At 64.3% G+C, this 13,770-nt stretch carries 14 protein-coding genes; 4 read left to right on the plus strand and 10 right to left on the minus strand.

The genetic code is table 11. The features are described 5' to 3' along the window. Positions 1–95: 95 nt before the first annotated feature. Positions 96–1,100, minus strand: a complete 1,005-nt coding sequence (locus FJ967_RS04970) for a BMP family ABC transporter substrate-binding protein (protein ID WP_140730581.1) — start codon at positions 1,098–1,100, stop codon at positions 96–98. 254 nt (positions 1,101–1,354) lie between these two features. On the opposite strand from FJ967_RS04970, the gene FJ967_RS04975 reads away from it, so the two are divergent. Next, a complete protein-coding gene (locus FJ967_RS04975) occupies positions 1,355–1,939 on the plus strand; it encodes an amino acid synthesis family protein (RefSeq protein WP_140730582.1) in 585 nt (194 codons plus the stop codon). Beyond that, a complete protein-coding gene (locus FJ967_RS04980) occupies positions 1,936–2,520 on the plus strand; it encodes an amino acid synthesis family protein (RefSeq protein ID WP_140730583.1) in 585 nt (194 codons plus the stop codon). Before FJ967_RS04975 ends, FJ967_RS04980 begins: the two co-directional genes overlap by 4 nt. Before the next feature lie 56 nt (positions 2,521–2,576). Here FJ967_RS04980 and FJ967_RS04985 read toward each other — a convergent pair whose 3' ends face one another. From FJ967_RS04985 to FJ967_RS04995, 3 genes are read right to left on the minus strand one after another with little or no spacing between them, the layout of a single operon-like run. Next, complete coding sequence (locus FJ967_RS04985) at positions 2,577–3,770, minus strand: amidohydrolase family protein (protein WP_140730584.1); 1,194 nt, start codon at positions 3,768–3,770, stop codon at positions 2,577–2,579. A gap of 40 nt (positions 3,771–3,810) precedes the next feature. Beyond that, the gene (locus tag FJ967_RS04990) at positions 3,811–4,356 is read right to left on the minus strand and encodes a MarR family winged helix-turn-helix transcriptional regulator (protein ID WP_140730585.1); all 546 of its coding nucleotides are present in this window, start codon (positions 4,354–4,356) and stop codon (positions 3,811–3,813) included. A gap of 43 nt (positions 4,357–4,399) precedes the next feature. Continuing rightward, on the minus strand, positions 4,400–5,044 hold the full coding sequence (locus FJ967_RS04995) for an isochorismatase family cysteine hydrolase (protein ID WP_140730824.1): 645 nt from the start codon (positions 5,042–5,044) through the stop codon (positions 4,400–4,402). A gap of 234 nt (positions 5,045–5,278) precedes the next feature. On the opposite strand from FJ967_RS04995, the gene FJ967_RS05000 reads away from it, so the two are divergent. After that, the gene (locus tag FJ967_RS05000) at positions 5,279–6,133 is read left to right on the plus strand and encodes an NAD(P)-dependent oxidoreductase (RefSeq protein WP_140730586.1); all 855 of its coding nucleotides are present in this window, start codon (positions 5,279–5,281) and stop codon (positions 6,131–6,133) included. Then, positions 6,130–6,936 carry an SDR family NAD(P)-dependent oxidoreductase gene (locus FJ967_RS05005; protein WP_140730587.1) on the plus strand — a complete coding sequence of 269 codons (807 nt, stop codon included), beginning with the start codon at positions 6,130–6,132 and terminating at the stop codon, positions 6,934–6,936. The genes FJ967_RS05000 and FJ967_RS05005 overlap by 4 nt, the downstream gene beginning before the upstream one ends. On the opposite strand, the gene FJ967_RS05010 is transcribed toward FJ967_RS05005, so the two are convergent. From FJ967_RS05010 to FJ967_RS05035, 6 genes are all read right to left on the minus strand, one after another. Then, positions 6,933–8,003, minus strand: a complete 1,071-nt coding sequence (locus FJ967_RS05010) for a Gfo/Idh/MocA family oxidoreductase (protein ID WP_140730588.1) — start codon at positions 8,001–8,003, stop codon at positions 6,933–6,935. The genes FJ967_RS05005 and FJ967_RS05010 overlap by 4 nt on opposite strands. 1 nt (position 8,004) lies before the next feature. Then, the gene (locus tag FJ967_RS05015; protein ID WP_140730589.1) at positions 8,005–8,895 is read right to left on the minus strand and encodes a carbohydrate ABC transporter permease; all 891 of its coding nucleotides are present in this window, start codon (positions 8,893–8,895) and stop codon (positions 8,005–8,007) included. Next, on the minus strand, positions 8,895–9,827 hold the full coding sequence (locus FJ967_RS05020; protein WP_140730590.1) for a sugar ABC transporter permease: 933 nt from the start codon (positions 9,825–9,827) through the stop codon (positions 8,895–8,897). Before FJ967_RS05020 ends, FJ967_RS05015 begins: the two co-directional genes overlap by 1 nt. Continuing rightward, entirely contained in the window at positions 9,824–10,762 is a 939-nt protein-coding gene (locus FJ967_RS05025) for a sugar phosphate isomerase/epimerase (RefSeq protein WP_140730591.1), read from the minus strand. The genes FJ967_RS05020 and FJ967_RS05025 overlap by 4 nt, the downstream gene beginning before the upstream one ends. A 94-nt stretch (positions 10,763–10,856) precedes the next feature. Further along, a complete protein-coding gene (locus tag FJ967_RS05030; protein WP_140730592.1) occupies positions 10,857–12,209 on the minus strand; it encodes an extracellular solute-binding protein in 1,353 nt (450 codons plus the stop codon). Positions 12,210–12,482: 273 nt separating this feature from the next. After that, positions 12,483–13,760, minus strand: a complete 1,278-nt coding sequence (locus tag FJ967_RS05035) for an FAD-binding oxidoreductase (RefSeq protein WP_140730593.1) — start codon at positions 13,758–13,760, stop codon at positions 12,483–12,485. Positions 13,761–13,770: the final 10 nt, after the last annotated feature.

Raw genomic sequence — 13,770 nt, forward strand, 5'->3', positions numbered from 1 at the left:
GATTGAGGGGCTCTCACGGATTGAAGCTGATCCGTCGCGGCGGGCCGCGGCGGATCAGCTTAGCGCTTTCTTGGGAGGGATGCGCTGGTGCTGGCTTATTTCGCCTTGGTGATCGCGATCTTGCCGTCGACGATGCCCTTCTTGATCTCGTCCAGCTTGGCGGTCACGTCAGCCGGGATCTTGGAGGCGATGTCGTCACAGACCTTGAACTCGACACCGCCCGACGCCAGGTCGAACGTGCGGGTGCCCGCAGTCACCTTGTGACCTCCGACTTCGTCCTTGATCAGCGTGTAGACAGCGATGTCGCCGCGCTTGAGCATGCTGCCGAGCACGTTCCCGGGAGCCGAGCCGCACATGTCGATGTCGACGCCGATCGAATATTTGTCGGCGGCCGCGCTAGCCTGCATCACGCCTTCACCGGTCGGACCGGCGACATTGTAGACGATGTCGTTGCCCTGGCCATAGAGCGCCTGGGCAAGTTCGCTGCCCTTGGCCGGGTCGTCGAAAGTTCCGGCGAACACCGAGTTCACCTTCACATCGGGCGCGGCGTGCTTGGCGCCCTGTTCGTAGCCGCCGAGGAAATTGCGGATCACCGGGATATCGCGGCCGCCGACGAAACCGATTGCCTTGCCATCGCCGATCTTGGGAAACTCGCTGCCCTTGGCCTCGATCATGCCGGCCAGCGCGCCGGCGACGAACGAGCCCTGCTCCTCGGCGAAGTTGGCATAGATCATGTTGGGATTGTCGAGCACGCCGTCGATGAAGACGAAGCGCTGGTCGGGATACTCCTTGCTCACCTTCTGCAGCGAGTCGACCAGCTCCCAGCCCATCACGAAGATGAGGTCGTATTGCTTGCCCTTGGCAAGGTTCTCGAACTGCTCCTCATAGTCGAGGGCACGATTGCCGGTGTCGACCAGTTTGAGGTCGATGCCGAAATCGGTCTTGGCCTTGTTGAGGCCGTTGACGATCGAAACACCAAAGCCTTGTGCGAAATATCCGGAGATGGCGGCCACGGAGACCTTGGTTTGTGCCGCGGCCGATCCCAACGAAACGGCCAGCATCGTACCGGCCAGAAATAAACTCTTGAGCGCCCTTGTCATGTCATTCCCCTTCAGCTTTTTTCAGCTTCTTGAAGCCACGCCTTGACCATCCCCCACACCTCGCCGGAAGACTGGCGAGTTCGTTGATGGTCATATGAGTTTATGAGCGGCCTAACAGGCTGTCAATCGTCCTCCAATGCAGTTTTCTTGCCCTGTTTCCGGCCTCCTCCAACGCAGCGCTTGACAAACATCGGTGATGCATAATTGTTGGTACTCTAACGAATTTCGTGAGTTTCGGACGAAGGATACGCGCAATGCCAGCTGTGGTGGTCAGGAAATTTCTGGTTCAGGTCGAAGAGATCTTCCATGAGGGCGGCCCGCTTGCGGCGCGTCCACCCAAGCGCGGCGCCATCGTGGCCGTCATCGCCAATCCTTTTGCCGGGCGTTACGTGGAAGAGATCACCGGATTCATGGAGGATCTGAAGCCGCTCGGCCTCGACATGGCGCGGCGCCTGATCGATGCCATGGGCGAGGGGACCGCGGCAATCGAGGGCTACGGCAAGGGAGCCGTCGTCGGCGCCGCCGGCGAACTCGAACACGGTGCGCTCTGGCACAATCCGGGCGGCTATGCGATGCGCGAGCTTCTCGGCAACGCCAAGGCCATCGTGCCCTCCACCAAGAAGGTTGGCGGCCCCGGAACACGCATCGACATTCCGATCACCCACATCAATGCCTCCTATGTGCGCAGCCATTTCGATGCCATCGAAATCGGCGTCGGCGATGCGCCGCGCAGCGACGAGATGGCGGTCATCCTGGCGATGACCACCGGCGCGCGCGTCCACGCGCGTGTCGGCGGCCTGGCGGCGGCCGACATCAAGGGCCAGGACGGATTGCGATGAGCCCGGAAATCCGCCGCATCATCACCATCGTCGAGGAGACCCGGATCGAAGGCGGCCGCCCCGTCGACCCACCGACGCGGCGTGCCGCGGCGATCGCCGTGATCCGCAATCCCTATGCCGGCACTTTCGTCGAGGATCTGTCGGCACTGAGCGCCGTCGGCGAGGCGCTGGGCGACATCCTGCCCAGGCGTGCAGTCGCCGCTCTCGGCATTGCCGGCGACCAGGTCGAGAGCTTCGGCAAGGCCGCTGCCGTCGGCGCCGACGGCGAGCTTGAACATGCCGCGGCAATCCTCCATCCACAGCTCGGCGCCCCGTTCCGCGATGTGCTGGGCAAGGGTGCGGCGCTCATTCCCTCTTCCAAGAAGCGGGGCGGTCTGGGCGTGCCGCTCGACATTCCGCTCGGCCACAAGGACGCGGCGCGGGTGCGCAGCCATTTCGACGGCATGGAGGTTCGCGTCCCCGATGCGCCGCGTGCCGACGAGATCGTCGTCGCCATCGCCATCACCGATTCAGGCAGGCCGCATCCGCGTGTCGGCGGGCTGACCAAGGACAAGGTCGTCGGCAAGGACGGCGTGAGCTAGCTCGACGCAATCGCGGAAAGCATCTCGACGATTCTCCGCCGGCGCGCCCAACGACGTCAGGCGGCCCTGACTTCCGGCACCCGCATCGCCGGCGGGGTGTTGCGGCTGCGGCCGGTCCGCACCTCGCCGTCGATGACCACCATGCCTATGCCAGGCAAATTGCCGAGCGCCACGCTATCGAGCAGCCCGTCGCCGGCACCGCCGATCGCCTGATCGATGAAGATGAGGTCGGCGGCGCGGCCGACCTCGATGATGCCGCGGTCGGCCAGTCCGCGCACGCGCGCCGTGTTGCCGCTGGCGAAACAGAACGCCACCTCCGGCGCCACCTCTCCCAGCGAAGCCAGCATGGTAAGGATCCTCAGGATGCCGAGCGGCTGTACGCCCGATCCAGCCGGGCTGTCGGTACCGAGGACGACCCGCGAAAGTTCGCCGCGCTGCCTGGCCAGGTCGAGCACGAACAGTCCGGTGCGCAGATTGCCGTTGTGGACGATTTCCAGTGCGCGCGAGCCGTTCTCGCAGATCTGGCGGATCTCGGCTTCGGGAAGCGCCGTCGGTCCGCCATTGACGTGGGCCACGATGTCGGCGTCGACCTCCAGCACGACATCGGCGCCGATGCGGCCGGAGCCCGGCAGGGACGGGCCGCCCGTATGGGTCATCGAGGTCATGCCGTATTTGCGCGCCCAGCCAACCATCTGCCGGCCGGTCGGGCCGTCCTTGACGCCGCCAAGCCCGACCTCGCCGACAAGCGTCACGCCGGCCTCGGCGAGGCTGCGGAAATCCTCCTCGACCAGGCCGGGCTCCAGTATGGGGGCGCCGGCCAGGATCTTCATGCCGTTGGGGCGAAAGTTGGAGAAGGTGCGCTGCGCCGCGATCGCCAGCGCCTTCAACCCGACTAGGTCGCGCGGGCGGCCAGGCGTATGGACCTCTCCGGCTGAAATGATCGACGTGACGCCGCCATGCACGGTCGAATCCATCCAGCCGATCTGGTTCTGCCGCGGCGTCCAGTCGCCCGCGACCGGATGGACATGGTTGTCGATCAGGCCCGGCGCCACGGCGCAGCCCATCGCGTCGATGACCGTCGTTGCATTGCCGCTGTCGACATCGCTTGCCCTGCCAATCGCGGAAATGCGGCCGTCGGTCACGACGATGGTGTCGGCATCGACGATCGGCTGTGCGAGATCACCCGTCAGCATCAGTCCGATGTTGCGGATGACGAGCGTGTTGGCAAACGACTTGGGGTCGGACGACATCGGTTCTCACTTCTGCTGGTATGGAAAGTCTGGACGCGACCTATTTGCCGCTGTCGCCATTCGATGGATCGTCGTCGTTGATGCGCTTCAGCAGACGCAGCAATGTCGCCTGCTCGGCTGGTGAAAGCGGCGACAGGAAGCGCCGCCCCACTTCGACGCTGCGTTCGAGCCGCTCAAGCGTGTATTCGGTTCCCTTTTCGGTCAGCGCGATCATCGACAGCCGCTGATCGGTCTCGGAAGCGCTGCGCGTGATCAGCCCGTGCTTGAGCAGCTTGCGCATCACGATGCTGATGGTCGATGGGTCCATGGCCGTCAGCCGGCCGAGGTGGTTCTGCGAGACCTCGCCGTGTTTGAGGATCGTGGCAAGCGCGGCGAACTGCGTCGGCGAAAGGTCCTCACCCGCCATCACCTGCTGGAAGCGCAGCGTTGCGCGCTGATGCGCCTTGCGGATGACGTGCGCCGGGTGGACGTCCAGCGCGTATCCGGTGTCGGCATATTGCTGCAGCACCTGCTCACGGCTCAGCGGTGCCTTGCCACGCGACCGCGTCGGTGTCCCGTCTTTCTCGGATTTCTTTTCGGTCGTCAAACCGGACTCCTGTTGCCTGTCTTGCATGCTGCTCACTCCAGGCTCAAGCCGCGACTTCAGCCGGTTGCAGTGACGCCCCGTCGCGAAGAGCCGCGACGACGCTCTTCGAATCGCTGACCACGCCGAAATGCGTCGCTATATCGTAGAGCGAGCTTTCCTGCTCGCGCGGTCCCGTCGCTGCGCAGCAATCGCTTGGCACCACCACTTCATAGCCCTGGAAAAACGCGTCGTGGACGGTCGAGCGCACGCAGATGTTGGTGACAACGCCGAAGATGATCAACTGATCGACCTGCATGTCCTTGAGCGTCAGATCGAGGTCGGTCTGAAAGAAGGCGGAGTAGCGCCGCTTGATGACATGGATTTCGTTGTCGCGGGCACCGAGATCCTCGATGATTTCAGGCCCCCAGCTTCCTTCCACGCAATGCGGCGTGCGTTTCACCCATTCGCGCTCGCGGCGCATCCCCGGCCGGTGCGCGTCGTGAACCCAGATCACCGGGACGCCCCCAGCGCGCGCGGCCTCGATGACGGCGAGCTGCGGCGCGACCAGCGTCTCATACCCAGGCAGGACCATGGCTCCGCCGGGCTTGCAGAACTCATTGACCATATCGATGACGATGACCGCCGCACGATGCCGGTCGAGGCGCACCGCATCGTCGTGCCGATGTGAGGAAAAAACGTCCACGGCCATGGCGATCTCCTTGGGTCGATCGTTGATGCTCATACAAAAAACCTTGGCGGATGCCAAGTCAATCCCGTTCGACGCAAAGCTGTGGTCGCCGGTCTTGCGCACGCTGCTCGCACCAGCGTATGCGCTATTTGTCCGGGGCGACATGGTCTTGACAAGGGTTGGCAATCATGTGCTCGATTTGTATGACCATCAATGATATCAAATCGCCGGATTTGGCCGGCCAAGAGCAGTGATATGAAGACAATCGTCACCGGGGCCAGCGGTCTGCTTGGCCGCCATGTGGCCGAGGCCCTGACCGCCGCCGGACACGACGTGCTGGGCATCGACGCGGTGGCACCGGCCGGCGGCGCAGGGCGCCACGCCGTTGCCGATCTGACGGATCTGGGATCGACCCTGCAGTTGGTGCGCGATTGCGATGCGGTGGTGCATGTGGCGGCTATCCCGCGGCCAACCGGGCGAGCCGGCGGCGAGGTATTCAAAACCAATACCGCCACCGCCTACAACGTCGTGGAGGCCGCCACCCTGGCTGGCGTCAGGCGTTTCGTCTATGCCTCGTCCTTCAGCGTCTTCGGCTATCCCTTCTTCGAGAAGACGGTCATTCCACCCTATCTGCCGGTCGACATGAACCACCCGGTCGGCGCGCAGGACCCTTATGCGCTGTCGAAATGGCTGGGCGAGGAGATCGTCGACGCGGCGGTGCGGCGCGGCGCGTTTTCGGCGGTCAGCATTCGCATGCCGTGGATCCAGACGCCGCAGTCTTTCTTCGCCGGCGTCGGCCCGCGCCGCGCCACCGCCGATAGCGCCCGCGACCTGTGGAGCTATCTCGACGCCCGCGATGCGGGACAAGGCTTCCTCCAGGCACTCGAATGGCCAGGTGAAGGCCATCTGCGCATCCTGCTCAGTGCCGCCGATACCTTCATGGAAGAGGAAACCGAGCCGCTCGTGCGCCGGATCTATCCGGGCGTCCCCCTGTCGCGGCCGATCGCCGGTTTCGGTTCGGTGCTCGATACGGATCATGCGCGCCAGACGATCGGCTTCGAGCCCAAGCATTCTTGGCGCTCCTATCCAAAGCCGGAGACCCAGGGATGAAAAGGTTCGATCGGAAGAAGGTCCTCGTCACCGGCGGCGCCGGCGCCATTGGCGGTGCGGCCGTCCGGCGTTTCCTCGACGAGGGCGCCCGCGTCGCCATCGTCGACCGCAACGGCGCGGCGGCGCGGCAACTGGCGGGTTCTCTTGGTGAGGGCACGATCGCGATAGAGGCCGATGTCACCGACGAGAACAGCGTGCGCGGCGCTGTCGAAACGACCGTCGAGGCGTTCGGCGGGCTGGATGTGGTGTTCAACAATGCCGGCATTTCGGGTGTCGTCGCTCCCGTGCACGAGCTGCCGGTGGAGGATTGGGACGCCATCATCCGTATCAATCTGCGCGGCATCTTCCTTGTCCTACAGGCCTCGCTCCAGGCCATGATCAAGGCCGGAACCGGCGGCTCTATCGTCAATATGGGGTCGTCCATGGCCGGTTGGGATGTCCTTTCCGGCGGCGCCGGCTATGTCGCCTCCAAGCATGGCGTGGTCGGGCTGACGCGCGTCGCGGCCCTCGATGCGGCACCTTACAGCATACGCGTCAATGCCATCTGCCCCGGCGTGATCGAGACGACGCTTGGCGTGCCGGCTTCCGGCGACGGCGATTTCAAGAGCAGCGTCCAGCATTTCGCCGACCGCATCCCGCTGCGCCGCATCGGCCAGCCGGACGATGTCGCGGCTGCCGTGGCCTTCCTCGCCTCGGAAGAGGCAAGGCACGTCACCGGCGTCGACTGGCTGATCGACGGCGGCCAGACCTTGCAGAGCTGGGCCAACGCACCGGCCGGCGGCGCTTTTCCGAAGTATCGCTAAAGCCGCTTCGGCGGCATCGCCTGGATGATCCGGACCGCCAGGTCGAGATCGGCGAGGCCGCCTGAAAGCGGCGTGCGCGGTGCCGCCCCGGTCAGGATGCAATCGGCGAAATGCTGCCATTCACGCCGGAACGAAGTATCGGGAACGCCCGGTATGATGCGCTCGGATGCGGCTTCGCCCGTTGCCTCGCGCACGCGAACCGTTGCCGAAGCATTGCGGAAATAAGGGTTCTGGAATTCGATCCGCACCTCGTCGCGCTCGCCATGCACATGGATCCACTCGTCCCACCATTCATATTGGGCGAGCGCCATGTCGAACAGGCAAGGCACGCCGCCATAGTCGAGCACGGCCAGCAATTGGTTCGGGCCGGTCTGCTGCGCGTGGACGACGCGGTCCGGCGTGCCGAAGGCGCCGCGCATGACGGCAAGGTCGTGGCTGCTGAGGCCGAGCAGCAGCAGATAGAGGTCGCGATAGCCGGCGTGATCGGCACCGAGTGCCGCCTCGACGCGCCGGGCAACCGCGTCGCGCCCCACTGCCAGCACGTCGGCGGGCACGTCGGTGATCCGGCTCTGCGTGTAGAGTTTGCCGTAACGATCGAAGCGGCCGGCGAAATCATGGACATGGATCGACTTCGGCCGGCCGATGGCGGCGATACGCTCCAATCCGGCCTCGTAGCCCGGATCGTAGAACTTCATGTAGCCGACAAGGGCGACGAGGCCGCTCCGCTCGGCCTGCTCGACCAGCGGGCGCGCCTCCTGCGGCGTGAAGGCGAGCGGCTTTTCGACGATCAGGTGCTTGCCGGCCCGGAGCGCGTCGGCGACCATTTCGCCATGGTCGTAGGTGCAGATTACCACCGCATCGACATCGGGATCGGCAAGCAAAGCGCGATGGTCGGTATAGCGGGCCGCGACACCGTAATGCTCCCCGACCTTGTCGACCGTGCCAGGCGAGATGTCGCACAGGGCGGCGATGCGAAACGCCGGCAATTCCATGAGATAGGGCAAATGCATCAATTGGGCGATCTCGCCGCAACCGATGACGCCAACGCCGATAACGCGATCCTGCATGTCAACCCTTCACGGCGCCGGCCGTCAGGCCGGCGATGAACTGCCGTTGCATGGCGAGGAAGACGACGATCACCGGCAGTGTCGTGATCGTCAACGCGGCGAAATAGAGGGTCCAGAGCGAATCATATTGCTGGAAGAAGGAGACCAGGCCGAGCGGGATGGTCTGCACCGAGGGGTCGCGCAGCAAAAGGAAAGCGAGGAAGAAATCGTTCCAGATCTCGATGAAGCCGAAGATCACGATCAGCGCGACACCAGGCCGGATCAGCGGCAGCATGATGTGGATCAGGATTTCGAGCCGGCTCGCGCCGTCGACGCGCGCGGCGTCCTCGAGATCGGCCGGCAGCGTGACGAAGAAGCTGCGCAGGATGAAGACCGACAGCGGCAGCGATGTCGCCGCATAGACGAAGGCGACGCCGAGCCGGTTGTTGATCAGGCCGAGGTCGCGGGCCACCATGAAAAGCGGGATCGCCATCACTTGTGGCGGCACCAGCATGGCCGCCACCGCCACCGCCAGCACCAGGCCTCGCCCGGGAAACCGCAGCCGCGCCAAGGCATAGGCGCAGGGTGTCGCCACGGCGACGAGGATGATCAGGGCCGAGCCGGTGACAAGGACGCTGCTTATGATGCGCGATCCCATGCCTGCGATGCGCCAGGCATCGGCATAGTTCTGGAACACCAGACTTGACGGCGGACCCCAGATGTTGCTCAGCATCTCCTCCTTGGTCTTGAGCGAGCCGAACAGCACCCAGAGCAGGGGATAGAGCGTCTCGATGAGCACGAGGGTGAGCGCGGCATAGAGGCCCGCCACTTCGAGCAGGCCGCGCACGCCGAGACGCCGTGGACGGCGTTCGCTGTCGTCGACGACCGGCAAGGATTTGGCCACGCCGCCCATCAGACATCCAGCCTTTGCCGCCGCATCAGGGCAAGCAGGCCGACGCTGGCCAGCCCGACGATCAGGAACAGCACATAGCCGATCGCCGCGGCATAGCTCATGGCGCCGTCCTGGAAGGCCTTGCTCATCATGTAGGTGAGCACCACTTCGGTGGCATGGTTGGGACCGCCCTTGGTCAGCACGTAGACGATGTCGAAGTTGCGCACGAAGGCGCCGGAAAGGCCAAGAATGGTGTTGATGAAGACGATCGGCATCATCATCGGCACGGTGACGTGCCGGAAGCGCTGCAGCGGACCGGCGCCGTCCATTTTGGCCGATTCATAGAGTTCCGACGGGATCGTCTGCAGCCCCGCCAGATAGATCACGGCATGGAAGCCGAGCCATTTCCAGACGTCGACGACGATGATCGAGTAGAGCGCGATGTCGGCGTCGCCCAGCCATGACTGTTTCAGGCCGCCGAGGCCGAACAGGTCGAGCGCGCCGTTGAGCAGGCCGAAGACCGGATTGTAGATCCACGACCAGAGCAGCCCGACGGCGACGAAGGACATCGTCACCGGCACGAAGGCGGCGGCGCGAAAGAAGGCGCGGCCGACCAGCGCCCGGTCGAGAAGCAGCGCCAGGCCGAGGCCCAGTGCGTTCTTCAGGATGACGACGGCGACGACGAAGATCAGATTGTTGCGCAGCGCGCCGAGGAAGACGCGGTCGTGCAGCAGGCGCTGATAGTTGGAAAGGCCGGCCCAGGTCGGATCGGAAAACCCGTCCCAATTGTGCAGGCTGAGCCAGAAACCGTTGACGAAGGGCCAGAGGTAGAAAAGGCAAAACAGGATCGCGGCGGGCAGGATCATCAAGAAGGCCACCGCACCGTCCCCGGCAAGAAAGCGCCAGGGATCGGAACGGCCAGAAGCAGCAGCCTCTTGTGATCGCGCGGTCATGCGACCTTGGCGCCTTGCGGCGTCAGCACCAGCCCGAGCGTGTCCCTGACATAGGCTATGCTTTCCAGCGTGCTCTGCTCGGCCGTTTTCTTCGATGCATCCAGTTCGATGATGGCCAGCCCGTCGTAATTTGCCTCGAGCAGGACATCGACGATGCCGGCGAGGTCGACGACGCCGGCGCCGAGTTCGCAGAAGGCGCCGTAGCGGTCATAGCCGTTCAATGCCGGGTCGACCCTGGTGTCCTTGAAGTGCATGTAGCGCACCGCCGACATATAGGTCCTCACCGCGTCGACGGGATCGGAATTGGTGTGGGCAAGATGCGCGGGATCGATGCAGAGGCCGGCGAGATCGGTATCCAGTTCGTCCATCATGCGGTCGAGCTGGTCGCGGCGCTCGATGAAGGTGTCGAGATGCGGGTGATAGACCGTCTCGATGCCGAGGTCTTTCGTGCGTCGGCCGATATCCTCCAGGGCTCGGCAAAAGGCACGATAGTCGTCTGCGCCATGAGGTCCGGCGATGGCTTCCGAAGGGCCGCCGCCGAGAACCAGCACCGGAGAGCCGAAGCCCTTCAACATCCGGGTCAGCGCCACCAGCACGTCGCGTTCGTAGGGCCAGGCGACAGGGTTGGTGAAGATCGCATTGACGTAGAAGGAGGAAAGCTTGATGCCATATTCGCTCTGGCCTTCCGAAAGCAGTGCGTAGCGCCGCAGGATGTCGGTGTCCGTGGTGGCCCCCATTGGCGCCTGATTGCCGAGCTGCATGTATTTGCGGGCGTACTGGTCGGACAGGCTGGTGAAGGCGAGGATCTCGAACCAGCCGAAACCCTGATCGGCGAGGAATTTGATGGCCGGGCTCAGCGGCAGGCCGGTCAGGTCCCAGCTGTTCAGATGATAGCCGATCGAGAAGCGCTGCCGTTCGGCACGGGTTTGCGTCATGTGTCGTCTCCGATTGAAGAGGCTGCCCGAAACGGGCGGCCTCCAGTTTGTCGAGCCGCGCAAATTGGCCTGGCGGAGGCGGGTGCGGCAGTGCCTATTTGGGCGGCCAGTTGCCCTGCGCCTTGAGGTCGTCGAATGTGGTCTGGATCGAGGCTGCGGCATCCTCGGGCGTCGTCGTGCCGCCAACGATGCCGGCAATGGCCGAAGCCGTGGCGGTCGCCACTTCCGACGGCCAGATCCAGTCGAGGAACTTGATCGTGCTCGGGAAGGCCTGCTTGCGCAGTTCGACGGCATAGGCGTCGTCGACCTGTGGCACGCCCTTGATCGAGGCGGCGATCGGCTGCTCCGGCGCGAGATAGAGCGTCGCCACCTCCGGCCTTGTCAGATATTCGATGAACTTGACCGCCGCATCGAGCTTCTCGGGCGGTATCGACGAGGAGACGCACATGCCGTTGTCGGCGCCGCCGCCATGGCCCGGCGCACCCGGTGTTCCATCCATTTTCGGAAAGGCAAAAACGCCCCATTTGAATGTCTTGACGCTGGTCTGCAGCGATGGGATTTCCCAGGTCCCGCCATAATACATGGCGCTCTTGCCGGCGGCGAAGGCCGCCCGCATGCCGTCCTGGTCGACCGAAAGCGAATCCTTGGACAGGATGCCGTCGTCCACCCACTGCTTGATCAGCTTGAACCCTTCGACATCGGGCGCGTCGGTGAACTTCGCCGTGCCCTCGAGGTTCTTCTGCGTCTTGCCGATGGCGTCGCCGGAGGCCTGCGAGAAGGTTTCGAAATACCACATCGGCCACATGACGGTGTTGGAGCCCTGATGCAGAAGCGGGATCACCCCTTGCGCCTTGAACTTCGGCACGGCTGCCTTGAGGTCGTCATAGGTCGCCGGTGCGGGAATGCCGAGCTTCTGGAAGAGGTCGACATTGTAGAAGATCGTCGATGTCGAGAGCGTCGAGATTGGCACGCCGTAGACCTGGCCGCTGATGGTGAAGGCGCCGAGTGCCGCGGCGTCGATCCGGTCCTGGAAAGGCTTGATCTTGTCGGTGATCGGCATGACCAGCTTGCGCCGGACATAGGCGCCGTTGGTGTAGAAGGCCGGGCAGGCGATCAGGTCCATTTCCTGGTTAGCAAGCTTGGCCGTCATCAGGCGCTGGATCGAGTCGGTCTGCGGCCCCTGCGCGTCCCATTCGACCGCGGCCACGTCGGGGTTGGCCTTAAGGAAACCGTCAATGACCTGCTGCTGGATCTTCTTCTGTTCGTCCGGCGGCTGGCGTGGCGCGAGTTCGTCGAGGGCCGAGCCGCCGAAGATCTTGAGCGTGATGCCGTCGGCATGGCCGATGCCAGGCATCGCGGCCAGGCCGAGGCCTAGCAGCGCGGTGGCAAGGATGGAGTTGGCGGGGCGTTTTTTCGAACGATGGGTCACTCTCTGCTGAATGGGCATCTGGCTCTCCTTTCGCCAATGCCGAGGGGCAACCTCGGGACCAAGATCGTTGATGGTCATATGATCTTGGTCGCCTGTTATGATTTTTGTCAATCGGCAAGTGTGCCTATAATTTGATCGGCTTCGTCAGGGCGCGGCGTGACGCAAAATGGCTCTGCTTGGAGTGCGGACACGAAAGGGCGGGTTGGAAAAATCGCGGCCTCCAGCCCCAGGCCATTTCATGCCCGGGCCTGTTGGTTGGTTCAGCCGACAGCGCGGCGAGGTTCTATGGCGTCAGAGGCCGAACCGGTCCTTCAACCGCCCCGAGAGGATCGCGGCCTTCACACCCAGTGGCCAGAAGCGGTGAAACCGGATCGGCTTGAGTGGCGAGATCGGCATCGGAAATGTCTCGCTGTCTCGCAGGCGCTGCGCCAGGGCCGCGCCCATTGCCGAGGCCATGGCGACGCCACGCCCATTGTAGCCGAGGCAGATCAGCATGCCGTCTTCCGGCTCGTGAACGTGCAGGAGGTGGTCCTTGGTGATCGCGACCCGGCCATTCCAGCCATGTGTCCACGCGGTTCCCGCGAGCTCCGGCCACAGCCGCAGCGCATAGTCGGTGAGGTAGCGGATGGCGGCGGCATCGCCGATGGGCCTCATCGGTCCCCGGCCGCCCATCAGCAAGCGGTTCTGCGCATCGATCCGGTAATAGACGGTGATGTTGCCGGCTTCGTAGAGAACGGGCCTTTGCGGTAGGATCGCTGCCGCGGCCTCCGGCGACAGCGGTTCGCTCGCCGCGATGGCGCTGAACACCGGAACCAGCGATTGCTCCAGGCCCGGCCACAGGGTTCCCGTATAGCCGTTGGTCGCGACAAGGACCTTCTCGGCGCTGAGCGATCCGTTTGCCGTCTTGAGGATCCATCGCCCTGCCTCGCGGCGGAGCGAGAGGACTTCGCTGCCGCCGAATATCCGCGCCCCGGCGTTCTGGGCCGCGGCCGCCAGGCCAAGCGTGTATTTCAGCGGATGGAGGTCACCGCCACGGGCGTCGAACATGCCGGATATGTAACGATCGGTTCCGGTCCGCGCCGCCATCGCCTTTGCGTCGAGCAATGCGACCGGCATGCCCCGCCGCTCGCATTGCGCGGCCGTGGCCCGCACCGCGGCTTCCGGTTTCGGCCGGATGGCCGCGCGTATCGTGCCGTTCTGCCGCGCGTCGCAATCGATCGACAGGCGGCTGATGAGACCAAAGGTGAAGTCCGGCGCGCCATAGGAGAAATCGATCATCCGCTGCCCGAGTTCGGGCCCGAACATCGCCTCGATCGTGTCGGGATCGTATTTGAGGCCGGGATTGACCTGGCCGCCATTCCTGCCCGACGCACCCCAGCCCGGCTGGAAGGCTTCGAGCACGCAGGCGTCGTCGCCGGCTTCCGCCATGTGCAAGGCGGTCGACAGGCCCGTGAAGCCACCGCCGACAATGGCGACCCTTGCCCGTTGCGCGCCGGTAAGGGAAGGGTAGTCGCCGGTGCCGCCGGCCGTTTCGCGGTAGAGGCTCCTGGGCGGGGTGCTTTCGGGCATCTGGCTGGCT

This window comes from Mesorhizobium sp. B2-3-4 (assembly GCF_006442315.1).
Classification (GTDB): Bacteria; Pseudomonadota; Alphaproteobacteria; order Rhizobiales; family Rhizobiaceae; genus Mesorhizobium.